Annotated in this window: 13 protein-coding genes; 11 read left to right on the forward strand and 2 right to left on the reverse strand. The window is 59.0% G+C overall.

The annotated features are described in order from the left end of the window. Positions 1-26: 26 nt before the first annotated feature. Positions 27-2,504 (reverse strand): TonB-dependent receptor, encoded by a 2,478-nt coding sequence (locus HDE80_RS10510; protein ID WP_184670597.1) that lies wholly within the window; start codon positions 2,502-2,504, stop codon positions 27-29. Positions 2,505-2,729: 225 nt separating this feature from the next. On the opposite strand from HDE80_RS10510, the gene HDE80_RS10515 reads away from it, so the two are divergent. Beyond that, positions 2,730-2,951 carry a hypothetical protein gene (locus HDE80_RS10515; RefSeq protein WP_184670599.1) on the forward strand — a complete coding sequence of 74 codons (222 nt, stop codon included), beginning with the start codon at positions 2,730-2,732 and terminating at the stop codon, positions 2,949-2,951. Here HDE80_RS10515 and HDE80_RS10520 read toward each other — a convergent pair. Continuing rightward, positions 2,948-5,416 carry a TonB-dependent receptor gene (locus HDE80_RS10520; RefSeq protein ID WP_184670601.1) on the reverse strand — a complete coding sequence of 823 codons (2,469 nt, stop codon included), beginning with the start codon at positions 5,414-5,416 and terminating at the stop codon, positions 2,948-2,950. The two genes, HDE80_RS10515 and HDE80_RS10520, sit on opposite strands and share 4 nt — an antisense overlap. Before the next feature lie 547 nt (positions 5,417-5,963). Here HDE80_RS10520 and HDE80_RS10525 point away from each other — a divergent pair. From HDE80_RS10525 to tolQ, 10 genes are all read left to right on the forward strand, one after another. Further along, the gene (locus HDE80_RS10525) at positions 5,964-6,302 is read left to right on the forward strand and encodes a zinc ribbon domain-containing protein (RefSeq protein ID WP_184670603.1); all 339 of its coding nucleotides are present in this window, start codon (positions 5,964-5,966) and stop codon (positions 6,300-6,302) included. Positions 6,303-6,405: 103 nt separating this feature from the next. Further along, entirely contained in the window at positions 6,406-8,172 is a 1,767-nt protein-coding gene (gene aspS, locus HDE80_RS10530) for an aspartate--tRNA ligase (RefSeq protein WP_184670605.1), read from the forward strand. 166 nt (positions 8,173-8,338) lie between these two features. Next, positions 8,339-9,025, forward strand: a complete 687-nt coding sequence (locus HDE80_RS10535) for an alpha/beta fold hydrolase (RefSeq protein ID WP_184670607.1) — start codon at positions 8,339-8,341, stop codon at positions 9,023-9,025. A gap of 93 nt (positions 9,026-9,118) precedes the next feature. Continuing rightward, positions 9,119-9,853 (forward strand): YebC/PmpR family DNA-binding transcriptional regulator, encoded by a 735-nt coding sequence (locus HDE80_RS10540; protein WP_184670609.1) that lies wholly within the window; start codon positions 9,119-9,121, stop codon positions 9,851-9,853. 77 nt (positions 9,854-9,930) lie between these two features. Then, a complete protein-coding gene (ruvC, locus tag HDE80_RS10545) occupies positions 9,931-10,452 on the forward strand; it encodes a crossover junction endodeoxyribonuclease RuvC (RefSeq protein ID WP_184600733.1) in 522 nt (173 codons plus the stop codon). A 49-nt stretch (positions 10,453-10,501) separates the two neighbouring features. After that, a complete protein-coding gene (ruvA, locus tag HDE80_RS10550) occupies positions 10,502-11,098 on the forward strand; it encodes a Holliday junction branch migration protein RuvA (RefSeq protein WP_184670611.1) in 597 nt (198 codons plus the stop codon). Positions 11,099-11,144: 46 nt separating this feature from the next. Further along, a complete protein-coding gene (locus tag HDE80_RS10555; protein ID WP_184601115.1) occupies positions 11,145-13,007 on the forward strand; it encodes a potassium transporter Kup in 1,863 nt (620 codons plus the stop codon). A gap of 79 nt (positions 13,008-13,086) precedes the next feature. Next, positions 13,087-14,136: a Holliday junction branch migration DNA helicase RuvB gene (gene ruvB, locus HDE80_RS10560; protein ID WP_184670613.1), complete on the forward strand. Its 1,050-nt coding sequence runs from the start codon at positions 13,087-13,089 to the stop codon at positions 14,134-14,136. Beyond that, a complete protein-coding gene (gene ybgC, locus HDE80_RS10565) occupies positions 14,129-14,554 on the forward strand; it encodes a tol-pal system-associated acyl-CoA thioesterase (RefSeq protein ID WP_184670615.1) in 426 nt (141 codons plus the stop codon). Before ruvB ends, ybgC begins: the two co-directional genes overlap by 8 nt. Positions 14,555-14,726: 172 nt before the next feature. Next, positions 14,727-15,410 carry a protein TolQ gene (tolQ, locus tag HDE80_RS10570; RefSeq protein WP_184600737.1) on the forward strand — a complete coding sequence of 228 codons (684 nt, stop codon included), beginning with the start codon at positions 14,727-14,729 and terminating at the stop codon, positions 15,408-15,410. Positions 15,411-15,419 lie beyond the last annotated feature (9 nt).

The following is a 15,419-nucleotide window of genomic DNA, read 5'->3' on the forward strand; positions in this document are numbered from 1 at the left end:
TTTTGCCTTGTCACACAACGTCACGGTTACCAGCTGTAACGCACCTTGCCATAGACGTAAGCGCCGTTGTAACCGAAGGGCGAGAATGTCGAGTAAGGCAGGGTGCCGTTATTGGTGTTGTTGGCAATGTTGCGGTCGGGATATGTATCCAGCGCATCGTCCGCACCTACCGTAAAGGTCCAGTTGTTCAGTCGATAATTCACCGCCAGATCGAGCAGCCACTTTGGCGAAAAGGTCTGGTCGACGACACCGGTGGCCACGTTGTAACTGGCCAGGTTGCTGACATAACTCGTGTAACTGCCATAACGGGTCAGGGTGGCGGTTACGCCCCAGTTTCCGACGTTGTATAGCTCGCTGATTATCAGCTTGCTGCGCGGCGTCGAATTGGCCAGATAACCCTCGATGTCCTGACGGTTCAGGCGAACGAAGTTGACGCCCAGGTTTTCCAGTACCGCCGGATTGGCTTTGACCTGGGTAACCTTGTTCTGGTTGTAGTTGGCGCTGAGTGTGGTCGAGAGCGTTCCCGCACTGCCCAGGTCGGACAGGTAGGTACCGACAAAATCGACACCGCGCGTGCGCGTGTCGGCGGCGTTGGTGAAGTAGTTGACGCTGCTGTAGTTGAGGTTGCTGATCCCGTTGGCCGCCAGATAGCTCACTACCGACGGCGCCGTGGTCGAGATAGCACCGGACAGGGCAATGCGGTTCTGGATATCGATCTGGTAGATATCTGCGCTGAGCGTCAGCGCATCGGTGGGATTCCAGACTGCGCCGAAGGTGAAGTTTTCGGATTTCTCGGGCTTCAGTGGCTGCGAGCCGAGCAGTCGCGCAATCTGACTGTCCACCGGCACCAGGCCTGAGTTATAGATACCGGCTGGCAGCCCGGCCGAATTACCGGTGGCATAGAACAGCGATGATATCTGCGAGAAGTATTGCTGCCCCAGCGATGGCGCCCGGAAACCGGTCGAGGCGCTGGCCCGAAGGGCAAAGCGGTCGGTGAAATCAAAGCGCCCTGCCAGCGAGCCGGACGTGGTGTTGCCAAAATCGTTGTAGTGCTCGTGCCGCACGGCGGCCGAGACCGCCAGGCGGTCGGTGAGATTGGTTTCCAGATCGAGATATTCGGCAACATCCTGCCGTGACGCGTCCACGGCGTTGGCTGGCTGCCAGCCGGCAAAACCCTGCGCGCCGCCGGACACGCCGGATGTGCCTACATACCAGGATGGCAGAGAGCCGGCATCGATGCTGTAGGTCTGACGAAGGTATTCGGCGCCGAAGGCCACCGTCACCGGGTTGGGCAACCAGCTTGGCGAAAGATCCTTGGCGATATCGAGGTCGACCGCTTCCTGGGCGGCGGTCAGAATGCCGTCGTCGAATGTCGTCGGCGTGCTGCCGAAGTCGTGCAGATAGGCGTAGTTGAGGCTGTTTTGGGTTTCATAGGAAACCCGGTTGCGACCAAAGTTGCCGCTCAGATCCCAGCGCCAGCCATCGACCGTGCCGCGCAGCCCGGTAACCAGAGACTGGTCGGTGGAGTCGGCATGCTCCAGTGGCAGAAAGCCGTTGGGGTATATCTCGCCGACCAAGGCGTTGTTGGGCTTGGGCGCATTCGTTCCATAACGGAAAAACGCCGGTGAGGTGGTTTCACGGCGACCGAAATGGCCAAACGCATAGAACTGCACATCTGGGGTGATGTCGTACTGGGTATTCAGCAGCAGGTTGGTGTCGTGCACCGCCGGGTCGCCCTGGCGGTAGTTCACACCCAACCCGGTATAGCCCGTGCGGGTGTCCGGTGCGGCACGGTTGGTGTAGTCCTCGTTGCCACTTTGCGCGGTCAGGCGCAGCCAGCCTTTGTCGTCGCTGAGCGGTATGCCGAAGTCGGCCGAACCTTGCCACTGCCGGCCATCGCCCGCCGAATACTGCCCGCCGGTGACCTCGACGTCGCCGCCCTTGGCGCCCTTTTTCAGGATGATGTTGATTACGCCGGCAATGGCGTCGGAGCCGTACTGGGCCGACGCGCCGTCGCGCAGCACTTCGATGTGATCGATTGCCGATAGCGGAATGGTGTTGAGATCCACCGATTGCGAACCCCGGCCAATGACACCGTTGTTCAGCAGAATCGCCCCCGAGTGCCAGCGCTTGCCGTCTACCAGCACCAGCACCTGGTCCGGCGAGAGGCCGCGCAGCTGCGCTGGCCGCTGGCTATCGGCGGTGTCCGATGTCGAAGGCCGCGGAAAATTCAGCGACGGGATGATGCGCGCCAGTGCTGTGGGCAGATCGTTGGTACCAGTCTGCTGGAGAACTTTCGCGGACACGACATCGATCGGAGTGAGAGAACTGCTTTCAGTGCGACTGTCCGAACGTGTGCCGGTAACGATGACGGCGCTGAGATCCTTGGTCTTGGCTGGAGACGGGGGCGTGGAATCCTGTGCTAACGCAGCGTTTGAAAGCGCCAGCGCAATGGCAGCGGGCAGATAGGCCGAAAAAAAAGTGTGGCGACGCTTGCTGATCATTACTTCCCCTGAACTAACGGATTTATAACTGAAGAAATTTCAGGTTAGCGACAACTTAATAAATCGTCAATAGACGTATAGACGTCTATATTTCCAAATGTATATAAGCACAATACGTTAAGTTATGGCGTGCGTTATCACTCCAGCTCAGTCGAGTGTGTAGCCGACAGTGTTTGACCAAAGGCACGGCGAATCAGTCGAGCAGGTTGGTGTGCGAAACGATGGGTGCATCATTCGCAAAAAATCATAGTGTCGATCAATATTCGCGGTATGGAGAGTTTGATTGGTGGTCCACAAGCCCTGCCGCTGCATAGTGACTGGCGCTATGTACAAAGCATCACAGCACAACGATTGTCAGATATCCAAATCGTGGCTACCGCCACCGATAAGGCAAAAAAATCCCGGCATCACAGCCGGGATTTTTTCTTGACCATCTGTGAAACTTAGAAGCGGTAAGTCACCTTGCCGTACCAGTAGCGGCCATTGAAACCGAACGGTGATAGGGCTGAGTACTGCAGGCCGGAGCCATAGTCGTATTCGTTGTTCGCCGCCACCTTGGTCGGGTACTGGTTGGTGACGTTGTCGGCGCCAACGGTAAAGGTCCACGCATCCAGGTTATAGCTGGCAGCCAGATCGAGCAGCCAGCGTGCCGAGAAGAACTGATCCTCGTCACCGTTGGCATCGTCACCGCGACGAATGATCGAGCCATAGCGGGTGAGATTGGCGTGCAGGTCGAAATTCTGAATGTTCCAGTCGCCGTAGAGCACGTATTTGGTGCGCGGCGTGGATGAGGTCAGCAGACCCTGACTGGCACGACCAAAGTTGGGGTTGGTCACGTCCAGCACGTCAGTCTTGTTGTAGTTGCCGCTTACCCCGAGGTTCAATTTCCCCCAATCGCTGAGATCGACGCGCTGGTTCAGTATCAGGTCGACGCCGCGAGTCCTGGTGGTGCCACCGTTGACGAAGAACTGGGCGCCGCTGACTTCACCATTTGCGACGGTCGGGGTGACATCCAGTTGGTCGCTGTAGAGGATCTGGTCATAGATTCTGACCTGATAAGCGTCTAGCGTCGCGCTGAAATCATTGGTCGGTTGCCATACGGCACCGAAGCCGTAGTTGGTGGACTTCTCCGGTGTTAGTGGCTTGGCTCCCAGTGCGATGGCTGTGGGGCTGGATGTACGGAAGGTACCGATTTGCTGGAGTACGCCATCCTGAAGCAAGGTCACAACAGACTCGTAGTTTTGCTGAGCCAGCGAAGGCGCGCGGAAACCGTTGGACGCCGTGCCACGCAAAGCAAAGGTGTCGGTCAGCTGATAACGCAACGACAGCTTGCCCGAGCGGGTCGAGCCGGAATCGCTGTAATCCTCGTAGCGTGCCGCCACGCCGGCGGACAGCTTGCTGGTGAGGTCAGTTTCCAGATCCACATAGGCTGCTTCACTATGGCGTTGGAAATTTCCGGCGACTTCAGGACTGAGGCCCGGGTAGACCTGTGAACCGCCGGGGGCAACGTCACCGCTTATCGGGTCGATGATATTGGAATTGAAATAGTACGAGTTCGGATCACCTGCACCGATGTCGTAGTAATCCTTGCGATATTCGCCGCCAAACGCCACGGTTACAGGGTTAGGCAAAAAGGCAGGGGAATATTCCTTGCTCAAATCGACGTTCGCGACATCCTGTTTGGTGGTGAAGTTGCCTGCGTTGAAATAGGTGGGGCTGAATCCGGTGCCTGTGGCGGCAAGCGTGCTGTAGTACTCGTTGATGTTGAGGCTGTTCGCAATGTCGAACACCATGTGGTTATAGCCAAAATCAGCAGAGGCATCCCAATGCCATCCGCTGTCGGTGGTGCCCTTGATGCCGACGACCGCGGAAGCGTCATTCACATGATTGACGATCTGTGGCAGAAAACCGTTCGGGTAGATCGCCGTGGTGTTGCGGTAGTTGTCGCTGGCTCGGTAGTAGCCGTTCGAGGTGACATCGCGGCGACTCAGGTCGAGGTAGCCGTAAAGTTCGATATTGGGTGTCAAGTCATAGCCGAAATTCAGCACTGCTTGGTACGTTTTTACGGCTGGGTCGCCATAGCGTTCATAGGGCACGCCTTGTGCATTCGCATTGTCCGGAGTAAGCGTGGTTGCGATGTCCGTATTCTGCGCGCGGTTGGTGTTCATGACGTCGGAATAGTTCCACGACAGACGTGCCCAGCCTGGCGCACTGCCTTGTGGGCCGCTGAGCGGAATGCCGACCGAGCCGGACAAGCCATTCTGTGCGCCGTCGCCCTTGTCCATGACGCCGCCATTGGCGGTAATTTCGTTTGAGCCTGGAGCGCTGCCGTGTTTCAGCACGATATTGACAACGCCGGCGATGGCATCGGAGCCGTATTGCGCCGCGGCGCCATCGCGCAAGACTTCGATATGGTCGATGGCCGAAATGGGGATGGAGTTGAAATCGACCGGCGCCGAACCTCGGCCAATCGATTCGTTGTAATTGACCAGACTGGTCGTGTGATAACGCTTGCCATCAACCAGCACGAGCACGTCATCCGGTGACAGGCCGCGCAGAGTCAGTGGGCGGACCGCATCGTTACCGTCATTGATCGCCGGGCGAGGGAAATTGAGCGATGGTAACAATGTGTTCAAGGCACTGGCGATATCAGTGGCGCCACTGGCGGTAATGTCGGCTGGCGTCAGCACATCGATGGGCGAAAGCGACTCGGCTACGGTGCGATTCGTCGAGCGCGTGCCCGTAACCACCACCTGCTGCAACTGCTTGGTGTCTTTGGTGGGTGCCGGAGTGCTGCTGTCCGGCGTTGTGCTGGTCGAAGTGTCTTGTGCGAACAGTGTTGCGCTGAACAGGCTCATGCCAAGTAGTGGAATGAGTGCACTGGCCAATCGATTGCGACGAAATCTTGCCATGTTGAAACTCTCCCCAAATTCACTAGTTAGTGATGCGGTCCCCTCGCCGCTGCGCACCAAATTGGTGGTGCTGTATCGACCGTAAGTGAAATTGATGCGTTGCGCAACAAATAATTCACACAACTTCACAATTTTTGAAATAGATAACATTTGGCAAATAAAAACAAATGCTTACATTTGAAACAATAGTTGGGTCGATCACGCTTAACGTGCTGTGACGCAGCAATCTGGCGCGCGGCGTTCCGGCGCCGAAAGTAAGATGGCCGCAGTGGGTGGTCTTGCACAGCAAGAAATTGCTAAATCCTTTTACGAAAATCACCCGGAAATTTTTGACTAAATGGACGTCTAGAAGTCCATATTGAAGAATAAGGCTTGGGTCGGCGTGTCCGAAATATTGGCATTTGCGGGTGTCGAGGATGTCGGTAACCGGGAGGTGGGCGTTTCTCGCATGGGACGCGGTTTACTGATGGTGACGTTGAAATCCACTCGAACGGGCCGATAATGGTGTGTTGCCGGCCTAGTGTTGGCTGGACAGTACGGAGTTTGAATGCCTATTTACGAGTTCGAGTGCGCCAGCTGCGGTCATCGTTTTGACCGTTTGCAGAAGCTGTCCGACGAAGATCCCACGATCTGTCCTGGTTGCGATGCGCCACAGCTCAGGCGCCGGGTGAGTGCACCGTCGTTTCGATTGGCCGGAAGCGGCTGGTATGAGACCGACTTCAAGAAAGACGGCGATAAAAAGCGCAACCTTGCTGAAAGCAGCAGTGATAGCAGTGGGACCAAGTCCGAATCCTCCGAAAAGGCCGCGGTTACCTCTGCGGCACCCGCGCCTGCGGCAGCAACACCCGCGCCCGCGCCATCGGGGTCGTCCGGTGGCGGGGATTGAGGCAGCTCGTAGCGACCAGCGTTCTTGGTCAGGCGCTGCAGTGGTAAGATTCGGGGTCTTTTCCACCTGATTCAGCCGTTCTGCGGCCCGGAGTTTCAAGCGCATGCGCACGCACTATTGCGGCCTCATCAATGAGTCGTTGATTGGCCAGACGGTCACGCTTTGTGGCTGGGTCAACAAGGTTCGATTGCAAGCTCACGTGGCCTTTGTCGACTTGCGCGACCACGAGGGTCTGGCCCAGGTGGTGATCGAGCGCGACAACGCAGCCGCCTTTGCTATCGCCGGTGAGATCGGCAACGAATACTGTCTGCGCGTCACCGGCACGCTGCGCCAGCGCGTATCGGTCAACGACAAGCTGAAAACCGGCACGGTCGAACTGCTGGCCGATACGGTGGAAGTGCTGAACGCTGCGAAAGACCTGCCGTTCGCCATGCATGAAAATCCGAACGAGGAGATGCGTCTGACGTATCGTTACCTCGATCTGCGTCGCCCCGAGATGCAGCAGATGATGCGCAAGCGCATCAAATTGGTACAGGCGCTGCGCCGTTACCTGGATGAGCGTGGATTCCAGGATGTCGAGACGCCCATCCTGACCAAGGCGACACCGGAGGGTGCCCGCGATTATCTGGTGCCCAGCCGCGTGCATCCGGGCCAGTTTTATGCGCTGCCGCAATCGCCGCAGCTGTTCAAGCAGATCCTGATGATGGCCGGTTTCGATCGCTACTATCAGATCGCCCGCTGCTTTCGCGATGAAGATTTGCGCGCCGATCGCCAGCCCGAATTCACCCAGCTCGACCTGGAGTTCGCCTTCGTTGAAGAGAAGGACGTACAGGATTTTGTGGAGGAACTCATTCGCCACGTATTCCGGGAAGTGCAGGGCGTCGAGCTGGATGCCGCCTTCCCGCGCATGACCTGGGCCGAGGCGATGCGTCGATTCGGCTCGGACAAGCCCGACCTGCGCATTGCACTCGAACTGATTGATATCGCCGATGCGGTGAAGCATGTCGAATTCAAGGTATTCGCCGAGCCGGCCAACGATGCCGGCGGCCGTGTCGCTGCGCTTCGGGTCCCGGGTGGGAGCACGCTGACCCGCAAGGAAATCGATCAGCTCAGCGAGTACGTGACTCGTTATGGTGCAAAGGGTCTGGCTTGGCTGCGCATCGACGATCTGGCGAAGGGGCGCGAGGGCATCAATTCGCCGGTGGCGAAATTTCTCGACGACACAGCGCTGACGAATGTGCTCAAGGCGACCGGCGCGCAGAGCGGCGACATGCTGTTCTTCGGCGCCGGCAGCTGGAAGACAGTTACCGACTTCATGGGTGCACTGCGGCTGAAAGTGGCCAAGGATCGCGGCCTGGTCGAAGACAGCTGGAAACCGCTGTGGGTTAGCGATTTTCCGATGTTCGAATACGACGACGAGGCGCAGCGTTACGTGGCCCTGCATCACCCGTTCACTGCGCCGAAGGTCGATGACATCGGCGACCTGCGCGCCAATGCCGCGACCGCTGTGAGTCGCGGCTACGACATGGTGCTCAATGGCAACGAGATCGGCGGCGGATCGATCCGTATCCATCGCCCGGAGATGCAGAGTGCCGTGTTCGAGCTGCTTGGCATAGGCGCGGCAGAGGCCGAGATGAAGTTCGGCTTCCTGCTGAAAGCGCTGAAATTCGGTGCGCCACCACACGGTGGTCTGGCTTTCGGTATCGACCGCATTGCAGCGCTGATGGCCGGTACCGAGTCGATTCGTGACGTTATCGCGTTCCCCAAGACCACCAGCGCGCAGGATCTGATGACGGATGCGCCGTCGATGGTCAGCGACGCGCAGCTGAAAGAATTGCATGTGCGCGTGGCCGCAGACCCGATAAGCTGAACCCCTCGGGCTCATTAAGCAATGGGCTGCTACTACTGCTTTCTATCCAGGATAGTGCCGCGCGTTGACATTTAATGCTGTCGTCGCGAGGCACAATTCAGTCTCACACCGCAGGCGTGCTCTGTTTGCGGTTATCTTTTACGCATGCCCACCGAACCCCTGTCCCATGACCGAACATGTCATCCTGTTACACGGCCTGTGGATGCGCGGTTTCGCGTTGGCCATGCTGCATCGACGCATGATCGAGCAGGGTTTTCGCGTCCATCGCTTCGACTATATGAGCGTCGCCAACTCACAGGAGCGCATTCTCGCCCGTCTGCACAAGCGCATGCAGTTGCTGGCCGAGGATTCCGTGTCGGTGCATTTGGTCGGTCACAGCCTGGGCGGACTGCTGGCCTTGCAGGTCTGTCATGAAGAGGGAGAGCTGCCGGCGGGCCGCATCGTGTGTCTTGGTTCACCGTTGATGGGCAGTGCGGCGGCGCGTGGCTTTGCGCGCTGGGGCCGCGGTAGTGAGGTGTTGCTGGGACATAATCGCGAGTTGCTGGAAAAAGGCTTTGGCCAATGGAGCGGGCCACGCGAGGTTGGCATGATTGCCGGCCGCTCGCCGATCGGGCTGGGAGCCGTATTGGCCAGTATCGAAGGCGAGCATGACGGTACCGTGGCGGTGGAAGAAACCCGCTTGCCCGGTCTGGCTGATCACTGCGTGGTCGATACCAGTCATACTGGGCTGCTGTTTTCGCCCGATGTGGCACTCCATACCGGGCGATTTCTGCGCCAAGGCTCATTTGCGATGGGGGCGGGAGCGCCCTCGAAAATCGGTTCGGTGCCACCGAGTTCCGTTTCATCCGGTTGAACCATTCATTCGGGCCATCGCGGGTTTTGCAGCCTCGCGGCCCGAGTGCGGTAAAATCACCGGCTTGTCCATTCGCGCAGTGCAGGAATCGTCATGGGTAGAGGTCCGTCCATCGAAGGTCGCAAGAGCGTCGAAGACGCCAAGCGCGCCAAGGTGTTTACCAAGTTGATCCGTGAGATCACCGTTGCCACCCGCGCCGGTGTGGCCGATCCGGCTGCCAACCCACGCCTGCGCACGGCGATCGACAAGGCGCTGTCGGCCAATATGACGCGCGACACCATTGATCGTGCAGTGAAGCGTGGCTCCGGTGCCGATGGCGGCGCCGAAATGCACGAGATGCGCTACGAGGGCTATGGTCCGGCCGGTATCGCTTTCATCATCGATTGCGTGACCGACAACCCGGTGCGCACCGTAGCCGACGTACGTCATGCGCTGACCAAGCACGGTGGCAACCTGGGCACCAGTGGTTCGGTGGCGTTCCAGTTCCAGCGCTGTGGCGAACTGGTATTCGAGACCGCCGGCGATGAGGCACTGGAAGAAAAAATTCTCGAAGCCGCGCTCGACGCGGGCGCTGACGATGTGGTGAATGAGGCGGGTGAAAGTAATGTGCTCTGCACTCCAGACAGTCTTGAGACGGTGCAGCAGGCATTGCTTGCCGCAGGTCTCAAGCCCGCACGTGCTGAAGTGGTGATGCGGCCAGCCAATCGCACGGCAGTACCCGCCGAAGCTCAGGAAACCCTGCTGGACCTGATCGACTGGCTCGAAGAGCTGGACGATGTGCATGACGTTTATCACAACGCCCTGCTGCCCGCCGAGGTTCATCCGTAAGCGCTGCCGGCGGGTTTCCCGCCGCCGCATCCGGCTGCCCATTATGACGTTTTGCCTGTCTCCGTGAGTCGAGCTTCATGACGCGTATTATCGGCATCGATCCGGGCAGCCAGCGCACCGGCGTCGGCATCATCGATGTGGATGATTCGGGCAAGCTCAGCCATGTTTTTCATGGCGCGCTGGCGGTGACCGGCGAGGCGACTTTCCCACTGCGGCTCAAACGCATCTTTGACGAACTCTGTGACATCATCGCCACGCATCAACCGGCTGAATGCGGCATCGAACGTGTATTCATGGCACGTAATCCGGATTCAGCGCTGAAGCTGGGGCAGGCGCGCGGTGCGGCGATTTGTGCGGTGGTGAGTCGCGGTATTGAAGTGCACGAATACGCGGCAACGGAAGTAAAGAAGTCCGTGGTGGGCAGCGGTCGCAGCGACAAGACTCAGGTGCAGCACATGATCGGTATTCTGCTGGGAATCAAGGGGCCGTTGCAGGCGGATGCGGCCGATGCCTTGGCAATCGCGGTGACACACGCCCACACGCGGGCGAGCCTGGCTCGTGTCGGCATTCCACGTACAGCCTGGAGACGCCGCCGATGAAATCGATTGATTCGCACGTGTCGACCAAGGTCGCCGAGATACCAGGACGATGATTGGCCGTCTTCGGGGAATCCTGTTGTCCAAGCAGCCGCCACGGCTGCTGATTGAAGTTGGCGGCATTGGCTACGAGTTGGAAGCGCCGATGTCGACCATCTACGACCTGCCGGCCACCGGCAAGGAAGTGATTCTGCTCACGCATTACGCGGTCAAGGAAGATAGTGTTGCGCTGTACGGTTTCATGCATGAGTCCGAGCGTGCGTTGTTCCGCAGCCTGCAGAAGGTCAGTGGTATCGGCGCAAAAATTGCGCTGGCGGTGTTGTCAGGGGTGTCGACCGATCATTTTGCGCGGCTGGTGCAAACCGGTGACGTGGTGGCGTTGACCAAGATTCCCGGGATCGGCAAAAAAACCGCTGAACGCATCGTGGTGGAACTGCGCGATCGCGTCGACGGGCTTGCCAGCTCGCCGGGCACCCGCGTCAACGGTGCCGAGATGCCGCTGGATGCGGCTGGCGAGGCCACCGTGGCATTGCAACAACTGGGTTACAAGCCGGCTGAAGTGACACGGCTGGTGCAGAAAGTTGCCGCCGATGGCGACAGCGCCGAAGCCATTATTCGCAAGGCGCTGCGCGCCGTGTTGGGAGGTTGATTCCGTGAGTCAGACAACTGTGCAGGGTGATGCAGCGACGACAGATATGCGCCGTCGGCTCGCGGTGCTCGCGTTGGGTGCGATCGGCGTGGTTTACGGCGACATCGGCACCAGCCCGCTATACACGCTGCAAGTCACGCTGACCCATGACGGCATGAAGCCGACGCCGGAAAGCATCTTCGGCGTGCTGTCGCTGATTTTCTGGGCACAGATTCTGGTGGTATCGCTGAAATACGTCGTGTTCATCATGCGCGCCGATAACAAGGGCGAGGGCGGCATCATGGCGCTGATGGCACTGGCCCAGCGCAGCGTGCGCGACCAGCCAAATCTGCGCTGGGTGCTGGCAATTCTGGGCATCTTCGGCGCGTCGCTTTTCTACGGAGACGGTGTGATTACGCCGGCGATTTCGGTGCTGTCCGCAGTGGAGGGTGTAAAGGTCGTCGCACCGCACATGTCCAGCTGGGTCGTGCCGATTACATTGGTCATCCTTCTGGTCCTTTTTGCCATCCAGCGCCGCGGTACTGAACATGTGGGGCGCTTGTTCGGGCCGATCATGGTGGTGTGGTTTGTCGTGATCGCGTTGCTCGGCGTGCACATGATCATGCACAACCCGCACGTGCTGCAGGCCTTGAACCCCTGGTACGGGATCCGGTTTTTCCAACTGCACGGCTTTCAGGGCTTTATTGCCCTGGGCGGTGTGGTGCTGGCGCTTACCGGCGCCGAGGCGCTGTATGCGGACATGGGGCATTTCGGGAAAAAGCCTATCCGGCTTGCCTGGTTCAGCTTTGTGTTGCCGGCACTCGTGCTGAATTACTTCGGTCAGGGCGCGCTGCTGCTGAGCGATCCTTCGGCAATCGACAGTCCGTTCTTCCGGCTGGCACCGGACGTACTGAAGATTCCGATGATTGCGCTGGCTTGCGTGGCCACGGTGATCGCATCGCAGGCGGTGATCTCCGGTGCCTATTCGATGACGCGCGAGGCGATGTCATTGGGCTATTCGCCTCGCATGGCGGTGGTGCATACGTCGAACGAAATGTCTGGCCAGGTGTTCGTGCCATGGGTCAATTATTTCCTGCTGATCATGGTGATGCTGGCGGTGCTGGGCTTTCGCTCGTCCGACAATCTCAGCGCGGCCTATGGCATTGCGGTAACCGGCACCATGGCGATCACCTCGATGCTGGCGTTGGTCGTGGCGCGTTATCAATGGCGCTGGAACCTGGCCGCGGTGATTGGCGTGGGTGTGTTGTTTCTGCTGATCGACCTGTCGTTCTTCAGTGCCAACCTGATCAAGATCGAGTACGGCGGCTGGTTTCCGCTGGCGTTGGGTGTGGTGGTTTTCGCGATGATGACGACTTGGCGTCGTGGTCGCGAGCTGGTGTTGCGCGAGATCAAGCAATCGGGTCTCGCGCTCAAGCCTTTCATCGAAAACATCGGACAGCATCCACCGCTGCGCGTGCCGGGTACGGCGGTTTTCCTGACCGGCAACCAGCACTCGGTGCCGCATGCGCTGTTGCATAACCTCAAGCACAACAAGGTCTTGCACGAGCGCAACGTGCTGCTGACTGTGGAAATGCTGGAGACGCCGGTGGCCGAGAAGTCAGAGCGTATCAACCTGATTCCCTTGGGCGACGAGTTCTACGGGCTGGAGCTGCATTTCGGTTTTGCGGAATATCCGAATATTCCACAGGCGCTGATGGATTGCGGCCGAGAGGGTCTGATGTTCGACATGATGGATACCACGTTCTTCCTGTCGCGCGAAAACATCGTCGCCGATCGACGGCGTCCCGGCATGGCGCTGTGGCGTGACAAGTTATTCGTGTTCATGGCGCGCAACGCGCTGCCGGCAACTGCGTTTTTCCAGATTCCGGGTAATCGACTCATCGAGCTCGGGGCGCAGGTGGAGATCTGATTGCGGTCGAGGGCGCGCTCGTGATTTCAGATAGCCGTATGGTCGGGATTCCCCGTTTCCGACCTGCCATAATTCACGCATGACCGAAACACGTATCATCACCGCTGCCGCGCAGCTGGATGACGAGGCTCTCGAGGCCACCATCCGTCCCCGTCGACTCGCCGAATATCTCGGCCAGCAGGCGGTGCGTGAGCAGCTGTCGATTTATATCGAAGCGGCCAGAAAACGCGGTGGTGCACTGGATCATGTGCTGATCTTTGGGCCGCCGGGCTTGGGCAAGACCACGCTCAGCCACGTCATTGCGAATGAGCTGGGCGTCAACGTGCGCTCTACTTCGGGTCCCGTGCTGGAGCGCGCTGGCGATCTCGCCGCGCTGCTGACCAACCTCGAAGCGAACGATGTGCTTTTCGTCGATGAGATCCACCGCCTGTCGCCGGTGGTCGAGGAAGTGCTGTATCCGGCGATGGAAGATTTCCAGATCGATATCATGATTGGCGAAGGCCCTGCGGCGCGCTCGATCAAACTTGACCTGCCACCGTTCACCTTGATCGGCGCGACGACCCGCGCCGGCATGCTTACCGCTCCTCTGCGTGATCGCTTTGGCATCGTGCAGCGGCTGGAGTTTTACTCGACCGAGGAACTCACCGCGATCGTGCGGCGTGCGGCGCGCATCCTGGGTATCGTCTGCGCGCCGGAAGGCGCCACCGAAATCGCGCGCCGTTCCCGTGGTACGCCTCGCATCGCCAACCGCCTGCTGCGCCGCGTACGTGACTACGCCGAAGTGCGTGCCGAAGGTGAGATCACACTGGCTGCGGCGCAAGCCGCGCTGGATATGCTAAAGATCGATCCGGAAGGTTTCGACGAGCTGGATCGGCGCCTGCTCAGCCTGATCGTGGAGAACTTTGACGGCGGTCCGGTTGGCGTCGAGTCGCTGGCTGCTGCGCTCAGTGAGGATCGCGGCACGCTGGAAGACGTGGTCGAACCCTACCTGATCCAGCAGGGTTACCTCATCCGTACGGCGCGTGGTCGTATGGTCAGTGCGAAGGGTTGGCGCCACCTGGGGCTGACGCCGCCAGCGCGCCAGGCCGTAGCGGCCGACCTGTTTCCGGGTGAGCCTGATGATGTCTGACGAGCCAGCAGTATCGTTACCTTTCAGCTGGACCATCCGGGTGTATTGGGAAGACACTGACGCCGGTGGTGTGGTGTATCACGCCAGCTATCTGCGGTTTCTGGAGCGTGCCCGCAGCGAGTGGCTGCGCGGGCTTGGTATCGACCAGGTGGCGCTCAAGCAGGCGACCGGGCTGGCCTTCATGGTCCGTGATATGCAGATCGATTTTCTCAAGCCTGCCCTGCTGGATGATGAACTGTCGGTAACGGTGGAAGTCAAAGAGCAGCGTGCAGCCAGTATCCTGTTCGCGCAGGCGGTTACGCGAGCAGACGGCAGTTGCCTGATTCGGGCGAAGGTTCGCGTGGCTTGTGTCGACCTTGGACGCATGCGGCCGGCGCTAATTCCGTCGGATCTTTTTGCTGCCGATTCGCTTTCGTGAAATTCGATTTACCCGATGTGATCCATTGGATCTGTTTAGAAAATCCTCTTACAGAGTGACGCCGTGCTAGCCCGTTTGAAGCAGCTGCCTTGAGCGGGTGATCGAAAAACGGTGTGCCACAAGACAACCTGATCTATCCCAACCAAGCCGACCGGCGGAGAACCCTAAAGCAATGAACGGTGGACTGAATATTTTTTCGCTGATCTCCGATTCCAGCATTCCAGTAAAACTGGTGTTGCTGGTGCTGGTGGTGTTTTCCTTCATGTCGTGGGTCATCATCATACGCAAGCATTCGCAGACCAAGGCAGCGATGGAGAATGCCGAGGCGTTCGAGGAGCGCTTCTGGTCCGGTGGCGACCTGGCCCAGTTGTTCCGCGAAGTCAGCAATCGCGGCGGCGCTGGCGGCATCGAGAACATCTTCGAATCGGGCTTTCGCGAATTCGCACGCCAGCGCCAGCGCAAGACACACGATGTACGCAGTGTGGTCGAAAGCTCCGAGCGTGCCATGCGCGTCACCGGCACCCGCGAGATCGGCCTGCTGGAGCGCAATCTGGAATTTCTCGCCAACGTCGGTTCGATCAGCCCTTACGTGGGCCTATTCGGTACGGTGTGGGGCATCATGGGCGCGTTCCAGGGCCTGGGTGAAATGAAGGACGTGACCATCGCCGTGGTCGCGCCGCATATCTCCGAAGCACTGATCGCCACTGCGATGGGCTTGTTCGCCGCCATCCCGGCGCAATGGGCCTATAACCGTTTCGCGACCAAGGTCGAGCGTGTGGCCTCGCATTACGAGGTGTTCCAGGAAGAATTCTCCTCGGTGCTGCAGCGGCAGATCCAGACCGACGACGTGGCCTGAGCGGAGCAG

Source organism: Rhodanobacter sp. A1T4 (assembly GCF_014207185.1).
Classification (GTDB): domain Bacteria; phylum Pseudomonadota; class Gammaproteobacteria; order Xanthomonadales; family Rhodanobacteraceae; genus Rhodanobacter.

Bases quoted from the DNA above. Each gene is read 5' to 3' on its own strand.
- HDE80_RS10510 (WP_184670597.1), bottom strand. From the start codon at position 2,504: ATGATCAGCAAGCGTCGCCACACTTTTTTTTCGGCCTATCTGCCCGCT.
- HDE80_RS10525 (WP_184670603.1), top strand. From the start codon at position 5,964: ATGCCTATTTACGAGTTCGAGTGCGCCAGCTGCGGTCATCGTTTTGAC.
- ruvA (WP_184670611.1), top strand. From the start codon at position 10,502: ATGATTGGCCGTCTTCGGGGAATCCTGTTGTCCAAGCAGCCGCCACGG.
- ruvC (WP_184600733.1), top strand. From the start codon at position 9,931: ATGACGCGTATTATCGGCATCGATCCGGGCAGCCAGCGCACCGGCGTC.
- tolQ (WP_184600737.1), top strand. From the start codon at position 14,727: ATGAACGGTGGACTGAATATTTTTTCGCTGATCTCCGATTCCAGCATT.
- ruvB (WP_184670613.1), top strand. From the start codon at position 13,087: ATGACCGAAACACGTATCATCACCGCTGCCGCGCAGCTGGATGACGAG.
- ybgC (WP_184670615.1), top strand. From the start codon at position 14,129: ATGTCTGACGAGCCAGCAGTATCGTTACCTTTCAGCTGGACCATCCGG.
- HDE80_RS10540 (WP_184670609.1), top strand. From the start codon at position 9,119: ATGGGTAGAGGTCCGTCCATCGAAGGTCGCAAGAGCGTCGAAGACGCC.
- aspS (WP_184670605.1), top strand. From the start codon at position 6,406: ATGCGCACGCACTATTGCGGCCTCATCAATGAGTCGTTGATTGGCCAG.
- HDE80_RS10555 (WP_184601115.1), top strand. From the start codon at position 11,145: ATGCGCCGTCGGCTCGCGGTGCTCGCGTTGGGTGCGATCGGCGTGGTT.
- HDE80_RS10535 (WP_184670607.1), top strand. From the start codon at position 8,339: ATGACCGAACATGTCATCCTGTTACACGGCCTGTGGATGCGCGGTTTC.
- HDE80_RS10520 (WP_184670601.1), bottom strand. From the start codon at position 5,416: ATGGCAAGATTTCGTCGCAATCGATTGGCCAGTGCACTCATTCCACTA.